General features: G+C 73.7%; 14 protein-coding genes. 8 read left to right on the forward strand and 6 right to left on the reverse strand.

Annotated features, from left to right (window positions below):
* Positions 1-106 precede the first annotated feature (106 nt).
* Positions 107-649, forward strand: coding sequence for a hypothetical protein (locus AB6L24_RS17440; RefSeq protein ID WP_405656260.1), 543 nt, complete (start codon positions 107-109; stop codon positions 647-649).
* A gap of 32 nt (positions 650-681) precedes the next feature.
* On the opposite strand, the gene AB6L24_RS17445 is transcribed toward AB6L24_RS17440, so the two are convergent.
* Positions 682-1,584 carry a class I SAM-dependent methyltransferase gene (locus AB6L24_RS17445; protein WP_405656261.1) on the reverse strand — a complete coding sequence of 301 codons (903 nt, stop codon included), beginning with the start codon at positions 1,582-1,584 and terminating at the stop codon, positions 682-684.
* A gap of 489 nt (positions 1,585-2,073) precedes the next feature.
* Between AB6L24_RS17445 and AB6L24_RS17450 the strand changes: the two genes are divergently transcribed.
* Together AB6L24_RS17450 and AB6L24_RS17455 are read left to right on the forward strand one after the other, a co-directional pair.
* A complete protein-coding gene (locus AB6L24_RS17450; RefSeq protein WP_405656262.1) occupies positions 2,074-2,568 on the forward strand; it encodes a hypothetical protein in 495 nt (164 codons plus the stop codon).
* 252 nt (positions 2,569-2,820) lie between these two features.
* Complete coding sequence (locus AB6L24_RS17455; RefSeq protein ID WP_380859410.1) at positions 2,821-3,207, forward strand: hypothetical protein; 387 nt, start codon at positions 2,821-2,823, stop codon at positions 3,205-3,207.
* Positions 3,208-3,299: 92 nt separating this feature from the next.
* On the opposite strand, the gene AB6L24_RS17460 is transcribed toward AB6L24_RS17455, so the two are convergent.
* Both AB6L24_RS17460 and AB6L24_RS17465 read right to left on the reverse strand, forming a co-directional pair.
* Complete coding sequence (locus AB6L24_RS17460) at positions 3,300-3,830, reverse strand: hypothetical protein (RefSeq protein WP_380859413.1); 531 nt, start codon at positions 3,828-3,830, stop codon at positions 3,300-3,302.
* A 128-nt stretch (positions 3,831-3,958) separates the two neighbouring features.
* Positions 3,959-5,914 carry a M6 family metalloprotease domain-containing protein gene (locus tag AB6L24_RS17465; protein ID WP_405656263.1) on the reverse strand — a complete coding sequence of 652 codons (1,956 nt, stop codon included), beginning with the start codon at positions 5,912-5,914 and terminating at the stop codon, positions 3,959-3,961.
* A gap of 353 nt (positions 5,915-6,267) precedes the next feature.
* On the opposite strand from AB6L24_RS17465, the gene AB6L24_RS17470 reads away from it, so the two are divergent.
* Positions 6,268-6,948 carry a TIGR04222 domain-containing membrane protein gene (locus tag AB6L24_RS17470; RefSeq protein WP_405656265.1) on the forward strand — a complete coding sequence of 227 codons (681 nt, stop codon included), beginning with the start codon at positions 6,268-6,270 and terminating at the stop codon, positions 6,946-6,948.
* A 17-nt stretch (positions 6,949-6,965) separates the two neighbouring features.
* Here AB6L24_RS17470 and AB6L24_RS17475 read toward each other — a convergent pair whose 3' ends face one another.
* Positions 6,966-7,856 carry a LysR family transcriptional regulator gene (locus AB6L24_RS17475; RefSeq protein ID WP_405656266.1) on the reverse strand — a complete coding sequence of 297 codons (891 nt, stop codon included), beginning with the start codon at positions 7,854-7,856 and terminating at the stop codon, positions 6,966-6,968.
* A 79-nt stretch (positions 7,857-7,935) separates the two neighbouring features.
* Here AB6L24_RS17475 and AB6L24_RS17480 point away from each other — a divergent pair, with 79 nt between their 5' ends.
* From AB6L24_RS17480 to AB6L24_RS17495, 4 genes are all read left to right on the forward strand, one after another.
* A complete protein-coding gene (locus AB6L24_RS17480; protein WP_405656267.1) occupies positions 7,936-8,994 on the forward strand; it encodes an EamA family transporter in 1,059 nt (352 codons plus the stop codon).
* Positions 8,991-9,629, forward strand: a complete 639-nt coding sequence (locus AB6L24_RS17485; protein WP_405656268.1) for an NAD(P)-dependent oxidoreductase — start codon at positions 8,991-8,993, stop codon at positions 9,627-9,629. The genes AB6L24_RS17480 and AB6L24_RS17485 overlap by 4 nt, the downstream gene beginning before the upstream one ends.
* A 49-nt stretch (positions 9,630-9,678) precedes the next feature.
* Positions 9,679-10,212, forward strand: coding sequence for a putative immunity protein (locus tag AB6L24_RS17490; RefSeq protein WP_405656270.1), 534 nt, complete (start codon positions 9,679-9,681; stop codon positions 10,210-10,212).
* 117 nt (positions 10,213-10,329) lie between these two features.
* The gene (locus AB6L24_RS17495) at positions 10,330-11,070 is read left to right on the forward strand and encodes a class I SAM-dependent DNA methyltransferase (protein WP_405656272.1); all 741 of its coding nucleotides are present in this window, start codon (positions 10,330-10,332) and stop codon (positions 11,068-11,070) included.
* Positions 11,071-11,205: 135 nt separating this feature from the next.
* Here AB6L24_RS17495 and AB6L24_RS17500 read toward each other — a convergent pair whose 3' ends face one another.
* On the reverse strand, positions 11,206-11,643 hold the full coding sequence (locus tag AB6L24_RS17500; protein WP_405656273.1) for an SRPBCC family protein: 438 nt from the start codon (positions 11,641-11,643) through the stop codon (positions 11,206-11,208).
* Between the two features lie 474 nt (positions 11,644-12,117).
* Entirely contained in the window at positions 12,118-14,400 is a 2,283-nt protein-coding gene (locus AB6L24_RS17505; RefSeq protein WP_405656274.1) for a LuxR C-terminal-related transcriptional regulator, read from the reverse strand.
* Positions 14,401-14,503 lie beyond the last annotated feature (103 nt).

Consider the following 14,503-nt stretch of genomic DNA (forward strand, 5'->3'; position numbering starts at 1 on the left):
CCCTCGGAGGAGACTCAAGCGGCTCCGATCCCCTGATCGGCCGACTTGACCTCGAGTGCACTTGAAGTTGCAGGATCGGAGCACGTCCTGTGAAAGGGGATTGGGCATGGCGTCGTACCGCTCAGAGCTGGACCCGTACGGGGCGCTGTCGGTTCCGGACCGGGAGGAGACGGGGGAGGGGGCGGCCCTGCCCGGTTCCCCGGGCGGTCGGGAGGCCGCGCGGCGCGGGCTCGCGCTCGTCCGGGCCTACGCGCGCGAGGACGCCGCCGGGGTCGCCGCCGCCCTCGACGGGGCGGACCCCGCCGCGGCCCGCCAACTGCCCTCCGTCACCGGGGACATCCTGCGCCTGGTCGTCGGCATCGTCCTGTCGGCCCCGCGCACCCTCACCGCGTCTGACGTCGTCCGCACGGCCGACGTGATCGCCGCCGCCGGGCCGCCCCACCACGAACTCGCCGTGACCCAGGCGGTGCGGGCCTGGGCCGCGGGGGACGACACCGGGCTGCGGGGCTGGGGCGAGGACGGCACGGCGTGCGCGCACGGCACCGCGGTCCTGGCCGCCGCGCTGGCGGTGGGCGCCTGGGGGAGGGAGGCGTTCCTCGGCCTCCTCGACACGTTCGACGAGGTCGCGGGCGCCTGCGGGCAGCCGTAGGACCTGGACCGCGGGGACGGTGCGCCGCCGGGCTACGCCTCCGGCTTGCGCAGCAGCAACAGGTGGTAGTCCAAGTGGTCCCGGCAGAAGGAACGGTAGGGACCCATCAGCGGGTCGGTGTGGGTCAGGGCCTCCTTGCCGAAGCGCTCCTCGATCTCCGTACGCCGGTCCTGGTACAGGGTCGACATCAGCTCGGAACAGAGCACGGCGTTGGCCGTCATGTCCTGCACCCGCGCGATCCGGAAGCCGGTCTCCTCGATCTCGCCGACGAGCGCGGAGAAGGGCCGCAGCGGCGGACAGGTCCACAGCCGCGTGTACGCCGACGACTCCTCCTCGGTGGGGGTGCCGCGCAGCGCGAACTCGGTGAACAGCAGGTGCCCGCCGGGCCTCAGCACCCGCAGCGCCTCGCGCAGGGCGGCGGGCCGGTCGGACAGATGGGGCACGCAGTCGATCGACCAGGCGGCGTCGAACGACGCGTCGGGGTGGCCGAGCTCCATGGCGTTGCCGTACGCGAAGTCGACGCGCTCGCCCGCCGGGTGCCCACGGCGCCGGTCCTCGCACCGGGCCAGCTGGGTCTTGCTGACGGTGATGCCGGAGACCCGGCCGCCGGTGCGCTCGGCGAGGCGCAGCGCGGGGCCGCCGGTGCCGCAGCCGATGTCAAGGAAGTGCGGGGCCCGCGTGCCGCCGACGGCGCCGTGGAGCGTGTCGACGAGGAATTCGGTCTGCCGGTCCTGCGCGAGGTCGGCGAGGTCGACGAGCGACGTGACGGGCGCGGGCTCGCCGTGCGGCACGAACATGCCGATGTGCACGGCCGTCGACCCGAGCGTCATGGCGAGCAGGTCGCCGAACTGGTCGTACATCGCCCCGACGTCGTCGGGGGTGGGGTTGGGAGTGCCGTGCGCGCCGGGCGCGTTCGCGGTCGGGTTCGTTGCCAAGACGGTCTCCTCCGAGCAGGTGCGGGCCGCCGGGGCCCGCGCGGACAGGTCCGTTCCCGTGCACCCGTCCATTGCACCCGCCCCAGTGGCCCCCGTGACGACGCAGTCAAGCCACGCCCGACGCCCCCGCGAGGGGTGAGAATTAGCCACTGCAATCGAATTCTGTGAACGCGTCCGGACGCGGAACGAAGGGCTCCGCGAAGGAAAGGCCCGCGGAAGGCGCCCCCGGAAGTTCACCGGAATCACCCCGGAAAGGGCCCTTTCGGAACCCGTTCCGGAGTACACCTCGGAATGCCTTACGATTGTCCGGCTTCTGTCACGGTGCCGCGGAGACGCGTTGGCTGACTTGTTCTCCTGTGTCGTCCTCGTGCTAGGAATACGGGGCGCGCCGCAGGGACGTGAATCGTCCGGCGCGAACGCATTGCATTGTGTTGTCAGTCGGTCCCACAAGGGGCCACAGGGGGAAGAGGTAACACCGTAGTGAACCGCATGCGCACGTCCGCCGCCGTCCTGGCCACCGCCGGGGCCATCACCGCCGCTCAGCTCGGTCTGGCCGGTGCCGCGTCCGCGGCCGAGGGGCCGAAGGCCGCTCCCACCGCGTCCAAGGTCGCGCCGCGGAGCGCCGCCTGCCCGATCGACATCGTCTACACGTCGAGGTTCTACACGAACTCGAACGGCTGGGTCACCGGCAACGGCCTGTACTTCGGCCTGAAGAACAAGAGCACCAAGAGCTTCAAGAAGGTCACCTTCACGGTGACCAACGTGAAGAACATTCGCTTCGGCAGCGCCAAGGCGAAGGGCGGCAAGGTCACGCGCAAGACGTCGAGGACCGTTTCCGTCCACACCAAGACCCTGAAGAAGAAGGCCAGCCTCGGCGTCCAGGTGCGCACGCGCCTGCTGAGCACCCGTTCGTACAAGGTGAAGTTCAGCGTCCGCGGCAACGGCTGGAACTGCGCGGTGAACCAGGGCACCTGGGGTCGCTGACCTCAGCCCCGGGGAGGGCGGGGGCCCGGCGCCTGACCTCCTGACGATGTGAAGCGGAGCCCGGTCGACCTCGGTCGACCGGGCTCCGTCGTGTTTCGGCGTAACTCATGATCTTGCTCCGCGTTGGTCTGCCTGGGCCGCCCCTGTCCGGCGACATCGGACCGGGGCGGGCCCGTTCAGAGGGACCCGAACCGTCAGCTCCCAGTGCCTCGCCGCGGGGCCATGAGGGACACGCTCGAAGGAGTGCTCAGCATGTACAAGCTCACCAAGAAGGTCGCCGCCGGAGTCGGAGCCGTGGTCGCCGCACTCGGCTGCGTCATCGTCGCGGGACCCTCGGCCGTGGCCGACGGCAAGTGGTGCAACCACTCCGTCTGCATCGAGACGTACGACTCGGGCACCTACCTCGGCCGGGTCGAGGTGTCGGTCACCAACACCAACCAGCCGAACCGCATCTCCGCGCGCGTGTGGACCACCAACGGCTGGTCGGCCAACACCAAGGTGGAGGACGTCGCCAAGTTCAGGACGTACCGCGACCAGGCCTACCCCCAGCGCCACTTCCCCGCGGGCACCCGGCTGTGTGCGGAGGGCTTCCGCGGTGGGGCGAGCGTGGGCCTGCCCTGCGTGACCATCACCAACTGACGGGGTGACCGGCACCCGCTGACAGGTGCCACCGGGCCCGGCCGGCACGGCGAGACCGTGCCGACCGGGCCCGGCCGCGTTCCGGCTCCGGCTCAGTCGCCCGAGCTGTCCTGGAGGAACCGCTCCACTTCGCTGGCCACGCCGGTCTTGGCGGACGAGGCGCGGCCGCCGGTGCGCGTGGAGCCCTCGTGGACGCCGAGACCGCCGGACCACACGTAGCCGAACGCGGGCTCGTCGTCGACCGCCGGACTGATCTGGATGTCGAGTTGCTTGAGCTTGGAGGCGGGCGCCGCGGCGTAGAGCGTGGCCGTGACGCGTCGCTGCGGATACAGGTTGAAGTCACGGATCACGGCCCCGCCGAACTCGTCGACGAACGCGCCGTGTCCGTCCCTGCCGACGCGGACGTCGTAGTGGCGCGGGTGATCGTGCAGGTCGATGGTGAAGTAGGTGGAGCCGCGGTTGTCGAGGGTGACGTCGAACGCGACATACGTCAGGCCCTTGGCGTCCTCGTCGCGCCCGCGCTGCGGTGTGGCCCTGCGGAGGTGGTGCACGCGGACGCGCAGCCCGGCCCACTCCTCCGACTGATACTCCTGCCAGTCCCCGACGACGTTTGGTATGTCCATCATTCCCACCTTTCCAGGCGTAAGCCTAGGAGGAACGGGCGGCGAGGGAGCCGGTTGTGAGGGGTGACGACGGCCACGCGCACGCCAGGGGCGGCCGGCCACGCCGCTGTGGCCGACCGCCCCCGCCGCTACTTCCTGAGCTTGCAGACGGCCGTCGCGGTCTCGCGCGGGTCGCTCTCCGACCGGGCGGTGAGCGTGACGCGGTTGTGCCGCTCGGCGCCCGGCCTCGCCTTGACGGCGACGTCGACCTCGACGGAGCCGCCCGCCTTCGCGGTGGTGAGGCGGTTGGGCAGCCAGGCCGACCAGCCGCGGGCGGAGGACGTGGCGGTGAGCCGGTAGACGTCGGAGTCCAGGTACTTGTCCATGCTCGCGGGGTTCTCGGGGTGCCCGGACTGCGGGGCCTTCGCCCGCCCCGTGTTGTCCAGGTCGAAGCTGCACACGGCCCGGCGGTCGGGGTCGCCCTTGGCGTGGCCGCGGCTCAGGTCGGCGCCGCGGCGCTGCGGGCCCGCGCCGTCCAGGGACTTCACGGCGACGGTGTAGGAGAGCACACCGGCGCGGGTGCGGTGCAGGTCAAGGACGTAGAAGTGCAGGCGGTTGGCGCGGTCGACGTACTCGTACTCGCTCCCTGAGTCGGCCCCGGCGTGCAGGAGCGCGTCGCTGAGCTGCCGGTAGTCGCCCATGGTGATCTTCTGCGGGGTGCCGTCGGGGCGCTTGAAGTCGACCATGTCGATGTCTTCGGGGTGGGAGTCGACGACCCAGGCGAACGGGGCGCGGTCCTGGTTCTTGGTCTTGCTCAGCAGGACGCCGTTGTCGGGCGTGAAGGAGTCCATGCCCATGCGGTCGACGACCTCGACGGTGTAGTTGTTGTAGCCGCCGCCGTCGCACAGCGGGTCGGTGGCGGGGTCGCACGCCGGGGACAGATCGCGGTTCATGGCGATGTTGACTCCGCTGAGCCCCTTGTCACCGGGCGGCGCGGAGCGCGCGGTGACGCGGGCGACGACCGTGCCGGAGTCCTTGAGCGCGTCGCGGTCCAGGCGCAGCACGTTCTTCTCGTCGACGATGCCGAGCTTCAGCTTGTCGCGCAGGATGTGCTGGGAGCCCATGGACGCGCCGTTGGCGGCCGGGATCTGCCAGCGGGTGTGCGGGCCGCCGGGGCCGTTGAAGGAGCCGCGCGAGAGCATGCTCCAGATGCCGGTGTAGGCGCGGCGCAGCGGAGTGCCGTAGGGGTTGTTGTAGTTGTCGGCGATGCCGAGGATGTGGCTCAGCTCATGGGCGTACACGGCCATGCCGGAGCTCTCGGCCTGGGTGGACGAGCCGCCGGAGGCGTTCGGCCAGATCCGGGCGGCCGCCGCCCACGAGGTCCAGGGCACATAGCGGGTGTTGGCGGCGTTGCCCCCGGTGCTGATGGGCGCGGGCGGCCCCCACTTCGCCGGCACGTCCTGCGGGGACGCGAACTTCATCTGCCCGAACTCCTGCCAGACGGACGACTCGTCCTGCCCGGCGGTGAGGTAGAAGATGAAGTCGTACTTCGCGGTCTCGGCCTCGCCCGCGTCGGCGACCCACGCCGCCTTGCCGTCGGCGCGGATGTCCTTGCCGCAGCTGAAGCCGGTCGGGCAGGCGCCCGGGTTCATCTGGGGCTCGATGCCGTACTGGAACGACTTGTGCGGCATGCGGTAGACGCCGAAGGACGTCAGGTCGACGCCGATGCGGCCGCCGGAGTCCTCCATCCAGTACTCGTTGATGGTGTGGCCGCGGTTGAGCTTGCCCGGCTTGTTGAGGAAGTCCCGGTAGAAGGAGGGAACCTCACTGCGCGGCACGTTCGATGCGCTGGGCTGCGGATTGCCGAACAGGCTTGATCCCGCCGGTTTGCTGACCGTGAACTCCTCGTCGGGGTAGTCGAGAAGGACCAGGGCGCCCTTGAAGGTCCGCTTCGTCGGCTCCAGATCGGGGTTCGCCCAGTCGGTGCCGGGGACGGACCGGTAGTCGGCCCACGTCATGTCGTCGGGGTTCTGCCAGCGCTGCGGGTCGATCGGCCGGACGAGCGGGCGGCTGCCGGACGGCTCGGGGTTCGCCTGGGCGGGCACGGCGGCCAGCGGGGGGAGGACGAGGGCCAGGAGCGCGGCGAGGAGGCCTGCGCGGCGGGCTCGGGGGTGCGTCGTTCTTGCGCGTCGTATGGGTGTGCGGCGGAGGAACAAGGCTCACCTCTTGTCGGAAGGGTGTGGACAAGAACATGACAAGCCGGTCAGCGGTACTTTCCGCCTGGGCCGCCCGGGGAGTCAACAGGCTTTCGGGACGGGTTTGCCCGGTGGTGCGCGGCCCGGCCCGGCCGCCCGCGCGGGAAGCTCAAGTGTTCCTCTGAAGCGCGGGGTCCGGGGATTGCGGGCTGCGCGGCACGGCGACACTGCCGTCAAGCGCGGTGCTCCAGGGGGTGGTTGGCATGCGGATGCGGTTCCGACGGTCCACGGCGGCGGGGGAGTCCCCGGCTCTGGACGTCTACGACGTGGCCTGTCTGGCCGGTGGGGTGCCGCGCGTGGTGGACAGCGCGGTGATCGCGCTGGCGGAGCGCGGGCTCGTGGTGGTGCGGGCGTCGCGGGTACGGGCGGTGGGCGCGGCCGAACGCGGCCGCCAGGGCGCGCCGCCGCCCGCGCACCCGGTCGAGCGGGCCCTGCTCGCGGCGTGCCCGCCCGAAGGCAGCAGGGGCCTCACCCGGCTGCGGGCCATCCTGACGCGCTCACCGGAGGTCGACGCCCTCGTCCTGCGCCTCGCCGACGAGGGGCTCGTGGCCGGAGCGCGCGGCCGCCCGACCCGCGCGGGCCGACGGCTGCTCGCGGCGGCCGAGCGGGACGGGAGCTGTCCCGCTCACGTCTTCGCCGGCGCCGCGGTCCTGCCCGACGGGCCGGTGCGGCAGGGCGTCCTCAGCGCGGCCCCGGCTCCCTCGGGGCTCGGCCGCGCCATGATCCGCCTCGGCAACGCCGTCGACCGAGACACGGATCCGGGCGGCGGTGAGGGCGACGGCTGCGGTGCGGGCGGTGGCTCGGTCGGTGGGGCGAGCGGCGGTTCGAGTGGCGGTTCGAGCGGCGGGTTCGGCTGCGGCGGTGGCTCGGGCGGCAGTGACTGACGTCCGCGGTACGGGCGTCACGCGGTGGGTGCGACCCCGGTCGGGATGTCGAGGACGGCGAGGAAGGCGGCCGCCGCCGGTGTGCGGCCGTGGCGGCTCCAGATGACGTACTCGACGCGGGCCGGAGCGTCGGCGACCTCGACGGTCGTGACGCCGGTGAGCTGGGGCGCGTAGGCGGAGGGGAGCATGGCGATGCCGAGGCCGGGGGCGACGAGGCGGGTCATGTAGTCGGCGGCCGTCACCTCGAAGGCGACGTCCCGGCTGAGACCGGCGGCCGAGAAGGCCTGGTCGGACTGGAGGCGCCCGGCCGTGCCCGCCGGGAGGTCCACGAACACCTCGGTCGCGAGCCTGCGCAGGCTGACCGACGCCTGACCGGCGAGGGGGTGGTCGGGGGCGACCACAGCGACGAGCCGGTCGCGGGCGAGTTCGTGGGCCGCGACGCCCTGGGGCCGCGCCGTCGTCGGCAGCCCGAGGAAGGCCACATCGAGGGCGCCCTCCCTGACCTGCTCGATGAGGTCGTCGCTCGCGCCCACGCGCAGACTGATCCGCACCTGCGGGTACTGGCGGCGGAAGTCCCGCAGCGCGCCCGGGACATCGACCGCGGCGACGGTCGGGATCAGGCCCACGGCGAGCCGTCCGCGTACCTCCCCCACCGCCGCCGCGACCTCGGCCGCGGCCCGCTCCGCCGCGTCCAGGCACTGCCGGGCGGCCGGCAGGAACGCCGCACCGGCCGGGGTCAGCCGCACCCGGCGGCTCGTGCGCTCGAAGAGCCGCGCGCCCAACTCCTTCTCCAGGCGCGCGATCTGGTGGCTGAGGGCGGACTGGACGACCAGGCACCGCTCGGCGGCCCGGGTGAAGCTGTTCGTCTCGGCGACGGCGACGACGTACCGCATCTGCTGGAGCTCCATGCGATCCATCTTGTATCGAGATCGATGAGCTGACAAACATGTGTTGGACTCATTGATCGCGCCGGGCGAGGCTATGGGTATGACAAGTCCTGCAGCACCGAGGGGTTCCGGTGGAACCGGCGCGGGTGCTCTCCGAGGGGATCTGCCCCGCATCGCCCTGACGGCGCTCGCTCCCGCCGTGTGGGGCACCACCTACGTCGTGACGACCGAACTCCTGCCGCAGGGGCACCCGTTGTTCGCGGGGCTGCTGCGCGCGCTGCCCGCCGGGCTCGTCGCCCTCGCGGTGACCCGGACGCTGCCGCGCGGGGCGTGGTGGGGGAAGGCCGCGGTGCTCGGCGTCCTGAACATCGGTCTGTTCTTCCCGCTCCTTTTCGTCGCCGCCGAACGCTTGCCGGGAGGCGTCGCCGCCACCCTGGCCGCGGCGTCCCCCCTCATGGTCGCCGTCCTGGCCGTGACGGTCCTGCACGAGAGCCCCTCCGCCCGGCGCTTCCTCTGGGGCGTCGTCGGCGCCGCGGGCGTCGGCCTGGTCGTCATCCGGCCGAACGCAGGGTTCGACGCCGTCGGCGTGGTGGCGGGCCTCGGCGGAGCGGCCACCATGGCGCTCGGCGTGACCCTCACCAAGCGCTGGGGGCGGCCCGCCGGGGTCGGCCCCACCGCGTTCGCGGGCTGGCAACTCGCCGCCGGCGGACTGTTCCTGCTGCCCCTCACCTTCCTCGCCGAGGGGGCGCCGCCCGCGGTCGACCTGCGCGCCGTGCTCGGCTACCTCTGGCTGGGTCTGGTCGGCGGCCTGCTCACCTTCGTCCTGTGGTTCCGCGGCATCACGACGCTGCCCGTCACGTCCGTGGCGGTGCTCGGCCTGCTGTCGCCGCTGGTGGCCGCGGTGCTCGGCGCCGCCGTGCTCGGGCAGACGCTGGGGCCGGTCCAACTCGTGGGCTTCGGGCTCTCGCTCGCGGCGATCGTCGCGGGGCAGCTGCCGCCGTCGCGGCGGGTACGTGGGGCCGCGGCCGCGCCCGGTGCGGCATCCACCGGCACCCCCGCACCCGCGCCCGGTTCCACTCGCCACTCAACTCCCCACTCAACTCCCCACTCAACTCCCGCCCCCGCTTCCGTACCCGTATCGAAAGGGACACCCCGATGAAGATCGCCGTAGTCGGAGCCGCAGGCATGGTCGGCTCCCGCGTCATCACCGAAGCCGCGAGCCGAGGCCATGACCTCATAGCCGTGTACCGCAGACCGCCGTCGGGCGCCCTGCCGCCCGGCGTGACCGCCGTCGAGAGCAACGCCGAGGACCTCGACCACATGAGCGCCCTCTTCGGCGGCGTCGACGCGGTCGTGGCCGCGACCCGCCCCGCCCCCGGGCACGAACACACGGCGGTGCCGACCACCACGGCACTCCTGGACGCGGCCGCCACGGCCCGCACCCGCATCCTCGTCGTCGGCGGCTCCGCACCCCTGCGGGCACCGGGCCACCCCGACCGCCTCGTCCTCGACACCCCGCGGTACGTGCCGCAGGAGTGGCGCGGCATCGCCGCCGCGAGCGCCGCGCAACTGGACGTCTGCCGCGCACACCCGGCCGCCGACTGGATCTACCTCAGCCCGCCCGCCGTCCTCGAACCCGGGCACCGCAACGGTACGTACCGGCGCGGCACCACCACCCTCCTCACCGACGCCGAGGGCGGGTCCCGGATCTCGGCCGAGGACCTCGCCGTGGCGGTCCTCGACGAGCTGGAGAACCCGCGCGAGGAGCGGCACTTCACCGTCGGCGAGAGCTGACGGGGCACCCTGCGGCGGGGGCCGGCGCGGCTTGCGGCAGGATGGGCCCGTGCCCACCGAGACAGAGCAAATCGAGCTGAGCGACGACGAACTGCGCGAGATCACGGGCTACGCGGCCGACTGCGCCCGCCGGGTCCTCGCGGTCTTCGAGCAGGAACTCCCCGCCGACACCCGCCCCCGCGAAGCCATCGACGGGGCCGCCGCCTTCGCCGCGGGTGAGCGGCGCACGACCGCGCTGCGGCAGAGCGCGTGGGCCGCGTACAAGGCGGCGAAGGAGGCCGAGTCCCCCGCCGTGGCCGCCGCCGCGTGGTCGGCGAGCCACGCGGCGGCGGCCGCGTTCCTCCACCCCAAGGCGAGCCCTCATCAGGTGAAGCACATCGTCGGTGCGGCGGCGCACGCGGCGCGGGCGGAGGAACTGGCCGCCGGGGACGACCCGCGCGTCGCCGCGGAGACCCTGGAGTGGGCGCGCCGGCACGCGCCGGCAGCGGTCGGCGCGGTCCTCGGCCGCCTGCCCGCCGCGCCGTCCGGGGACGGGCGCGTGGGCGAGTTCATCCGCGACCTCGACGCCGCGCTGCGCGCCTGAACCCCGGCGGGGACGCCGCGCCGCGCGCCCGGACCTCGTCCAGGACGTCCCACCGCGCAGCCGCGCCGCACGGAAATTGCCGCGCGCCCCGGGCATCCCAGGCACTACGGTCCTGGGATGCCTGATGAGGACGGATACTTCGGGGAAGACATCGCGGCCACCTACGACACGTCGTCGGCGGACATGTTCCGGCCCGAGGCCGTGGACCCGCCGGTCGATCTGCTCGCCGAACTGGCGGGCGACGGGCGGGCGGTGGAGTTCGGCATCGGCACCGGCAGGATCGCGCTGCCCCTCGCGGCCCGCGGCGTCCCGGTCCACGGCATCGAGATGTCCCGCGCGATGGCGGCCCGGCTGCGGGACAAGCCCGGCGGCGACGCCGTAGGCGTCACCATCGGCGACTTCGCCACGACCCGGGTGCCCGGCGCGTTCACGGTCGCCTATCTCGTCTACAACACGATCAACAACCTCACCACGCAGGACGCCCAAGTCGCCTGCTTCCACAACGCCGCCGACCACCTGCTGCCCGGCGGCACCTTCGTCGTCGAGGTCGGCGTACCCGACCTGCGCCTCCTGCCGCCCGGCCAGACCGCCGTGCCGTTCCGCATCGGCCCGACCGAGTGGGCCTTCGACACCTACGACGTCGCCACCCAGGCGATGAGCTCGAACTACGTCACCATCACCGACGGCCGCGCCGAGCACTGGGCCGTCCCCTTCCGGTACGTGTGGCCGTCCGAGCTCGACCTGATGGCGCGCCTTGCCGGGCTGCGGCTGCGGGACCGGTGGGAGGAGTGGTCGCGGACCCCGTTCACCGGCGAGAGTGCGAAGCATGTGTCGGTGTGGGAGAAGCCCCTCGACTGAGTGTCGGGGCGGGGCGGCGGAGCCGACAGACCTGCCGGGCCGGTTGCCGCAGCGGCCGACCCGCTGACCGGTCATCGACGCGGCCGACCCGCCGGACCGGTCACCGCAGCGACAGCGAACCCGGCAACCGGAACCTCACGGCGCAGCCAGCAGCGCCCCGGCCGCCCGTACGAAGACCCGCGCGGCCACCCGCGCCACCACCGGGTCCAGGAGCCGGGGCAGCCACCGGATCCGCAGCTCCTCCCGCCAGACCACCCGCGCCCCGCGCCCCTGCGGCCACACCTCGATCTCGGCCCAACCCGTCACCACCGCACCGCGCTTGACCAGCCGGCACAGCCCGCCCCGCGCCGCGTCCGGCGGTCGCCAGACGGTGACCTCCATCGGATCGTCGAACGCCAGCGGCCCGACCCCGGAGCGCGCCGTGAAGACGGTGCCGAGGCCGCGCGGGAGGCCGCCGGAGACGGTGACGCGGGTCAGGGGCACGACCCGGCCGTGCCGCTCCCAGTCCGTGAGCCGCCGCCAGGCCTCGGCCGGGCTGAGCGGAGTGGCGCGTTCGACGCGGAAGAGGGCCATGGGGGGATCGTAGGCAGGGGGCGGCGCGCGACAGGCCGGGCCACGGCGGAGGCGGGGCGACAGCGACGGCGGGGCGACGGCGGAGGCTGGGCGGCGGCCGGTCGGCGTCGGTGGCGGGTGCGCCCGCGTGGTGCGGGGGCCGGGGTCCGGGGCCCTGGGGCGTCGCGGGCGCGGCGGGCGCCCGCGACGCCTTGCGGAGGCGCGGCTGCCCCGCCGACGCCGGCAGTCGCACCTCTCCCGCACCGCCTGAGGGGGGAGGCGGTACCGGGCACCCGTGCCTGGCAGCGTGGGACACCTCCGCGCTGCCGGCGCCCACCACGCTCCCGGCCCCCGGGCGGCGGCCTCATCCTCCCGAGCGGCCGGGCGTCCCGGCATCCGCAATACGCTGAGGTCCGTATACGTAAAGGCAGGCCGGATGCGCGCGGCGGCGGCCCGCAGCATACGTACGTACGCCACCTCCCGCCCCGGGAGCGGTCAGTCCGCAAGGGAGCCGGGGATCTCCGCCCGCGAACGCAGGCCGAGCTTGGTGAGGATGCGCTCGACGTGCGTGTCGGCGGTCCGCTTGGAGATGACCAGGCGTTCGGCGACCTCCCTGTTGGAGAGGCCGCCCGCCACCAGCTCGGCGACCTCCCGTTCGCGCGGGGTGAGGGAGTCCGTGGCCCGCGCCCGCCGGGCGCCGGGCACGCCCCGCGCCGACGTCGGCGCGTCCACGTCGGCGCGCACCGACTGCAGGATCTCCGTGCCCGTCATCCGCGCCCCCAGGCCGTGCCAGCGCTCGAACGCGGTGTCGCCGAGGGCGTCCCGGACGGCGAGCTGCGTCGACTCCTGCTCTTCGAGGAGCGACGGCAGCATGGCCACCGGGTCGCCGGTCAGCCGCCGCGCGCTCTCGGCGTACCCGAGCAGCCACGCCGCCCGGACGTACCGCTTCTGCCCGGCCGCGTGCCAGCCGAGGCCCAGGCAGCAGAGCGCGGCGACCAGGACGTCACCGACCTCGCTGACCGCGTCCAGGGCCTGCCTGAGCGGTGGCGCGCTGTCCTCGTGCCGCCCGGCGAGCCACAGGATGATGCCCTGCACCGTGAGCGTCGAGGCGTACAACTGCCGGTCGCCGGTGCCTTCGAGGCGGGCGAGGCCGGTCCCGCACAGGGCGAGTGCCCCGTCGATGTCGCCGAGCACGGCCCGCAGCAGCGCGGCCTCGTAGTGCACCACGCCGATGCCGAGCGCGTCCCCGGCCGCCACGATCCGCAGCCGCCCCCGCTCCAGCGCGGCCAGGCCCTCCTCGACCTCGCCGCCGAGCGCGCGCATCGCGCCGATGTACGGCTCGGCGAACAGCAGCACCCGCTCCTCGCCGCACCGCCCGGCGACCTCCCGCGCCCGGGCGAACCGGCCCGGCGCCGCCTCCAGGTCGCCGCTCCACACCCCGAGCACCCCGCCGAGCAGCAGCCCCCAGGCCCGCTCCCAGCAGTCCTCGGGCACCAGGTCGAGCCCCTTGTCGATCCAGTACCGCCCTTCCGACAGCGTCCCCGCGGCCCGCCAGAACGGCGCCAGCTGGGCGGCGAGCCACAGCCCCTGCCGGGCCCGGCCCGGGGTGGCGAAGGCGTACCCCAACGCCGCCCGCACATCGGTGACCTCGGCGCGCATCGTCCGGAACAGCTCGGCCTGCGCGTCCGTCAGGAGGTCGTCCCACAGCCGCTGGCCGAGGCGCCGGTAGTACGCGAAGTGTGCCTCGCGCACGCCCGCCGCGCCGTCCGCCTCGGCCAGGCGCTCGGCGCCGTACGCGCGCAGCGTGTCCAGGAGCCGATAGCGGCCCGTGCCCGCGCCGAGGTGCTGCACCACCGACTTGTCGACAAGCCCGACCAGCGTCTCCAGGACGTCGTCCGGCGCCGGTTCACCCCCGCCGCACACCTGCTCCGCGGTGGCCAGCTCGAACGACCCCGCGAACACCGAGAGCCGCGCCCACAGTTCACGCTCCCGCGGCAGGCACAGCTCGTACGACCAGTCGATCGCCGTGCGCAGCGTCTGGTGCCGGGCCGGAGCGGTGCGCCGCCCGCCGGTGAGGACGCCGAAGCGCTGGTCGAGGCGGGCCACCAGGTGGCTGAGGGGCACGGCGCGCAGGCGTACCGCCGCGAGTTCGAGGGCCAGCGGGATGCCGTCGAGGCGGCCCACGAGCGCGCTGAGCTGCGCCTGGTTGTCCTCACCGGCGGTGAAGCCCGGTGCCACGGCGGTGGCGCGCTGCACGAAGAGCTCCACGGCGTCCTCGGGGGCGAGCGGCGCGAGGGACAGGCACTGCTCACCGGGCACGTCCAGGGGCTGCCTGCTGGTGGCGAGCACACACGCGTCGGCGGCCTCCCGCAGCAGGACGTCGCAGAGCATCGCGCAGGCGTCCACCAGGTGCTCGCAGGTGTCCAGGACGATCAGCAGCCGCCTGCCGCGCAGATGCGCCACGACCGCGTCGAGCGGTTCCATCCCCACCTGTTCGGGCAGTTCGAGGACGGCGGCTACCGTCGCGGGCACCAGCTCCGGATCCCGGAGGCCCGACAGCTCCGCGAGCCACACGCCGTCGGGGAAGCGGTCCCCGAGCCCCTCCGCCGCGCGCAGCGCCGTCCGGCTCTTGCCGACGCCGCCCGGTCCCACCAGCGTGACCAGCGGAGCCTGCGCGAACGCCGCCCGCACCCGCGCGATCTCCGCCGCGCGCCCGACGAAACTGGTCCGCTCGACCGGCAGTTGCCCGCCGCGCCGCTGCCCGAAGCCGAATCCCATGACGCCCCCGTGCCCGTCGACCGCCGTATCCCGGACCGGCCGACCGCTCTCTCGCTGTTGTCCCGACCACTTCTCTGGGCCGCCGCAGGGGATACGTACTTCC

It is taken from the genome of Streptomyces sp. RK9, from assembly GCF_045070545.1.
In the GTDB taxonomy this organism is placed as follows: Bacteria; Actinomycetota; Actinomycetes; order Streptomycetales; family Streptomycetaceae; genus Streptomyces; species Streptomyces alboflavus.

What these genes read in the sequence shown, in the direction of transcription:
- AB6L24_RS17440 (WP_405656260.1), top strand. Translation starts at nt 107, where the DNA reads ATGGCGTCGTACCGCTCAGAGCTGGACCCGTACGGGGCGCTGTCGGTT.
- AB6L24_RS17450 (WP_405656262.1), top strand. Translation starts at nt 2,074, where the DNA reads ATGCGCACGTCCGCCGCCGTCCTGGCCACCGCCGGGGCCATCACCGCC.
- AB6L24_RS17455 (WP_380859410.1), top strand. Translation starts at nt 2,821, where the DNA reads ATGTACAAGCTCACCAAGAAGGTCGCCGCCGGAGTCGGAGCCGTGGTC.
- AB6L24_RS17460 (WP_380859413.1), bottom strand. Translation starts at nt 3,830, where the DNA reads ATGGACATACCAAACGTCGTCGGGGACTGGCAGGAGTATCAGTCGGAG.
- AB6L24_RS17470 (WP_405656265.1), top strand. Translation starts at nt 6,268, where the DNA reads ATGCGGATGCGGTTCCGACGGTCCACGGCGGCGGGGGAGTCCCCGGCT.
- AB6L24_RS17475 (WP_405656266.1), bottom strand. Translation starts at nt 7,856, where the DNA reads ATGGAGCTCCAGCAGATGCGGTACGTCGTCGCCGTCGCCGAGACGAAC.
- AB6L24_RS17480 (WP_405656267.1), top strand. Translation starts at nt 7,936, where the DNA reads ATGACAAGTCCTGCAGCACCGAGGGGTTCCGGTGGAACCGGCGCGGGT.
- AB6L24_RS17485 (WP_405656268.1), top strand. Translation starts at nt 8,991, where the DNA reads ATGAAGATCGCCGTAGTCGGAGCCGCAGGCATGGTCGGCTCCCGCGTC.
- AB6L24_RS17495 (WP_405656272.1), top strand. Translation starts at nt 10,330, where the DNA reads ATGCCTGATGAGGACGGATACTTCGGGGAAGACATCGCGGCCACCTAC.
- AB6L24_RS17500 (WP_405656273.1), bottom strand. Translation starts at nt 11,643, where the DNA reads ATGGCCCTCTTCCGCGTCGAACGCGCCACTCCGCTCAGCCCGGCCGAG.
- AB6L24_RS17505 (WP_405656274.1), bottom strand. Translation starts at nt 14,400, where the DNA reads ATGGGATTCGGCTTCGGGCAGCGGCGCGGCGGGCAACTGCCGGTCGAG.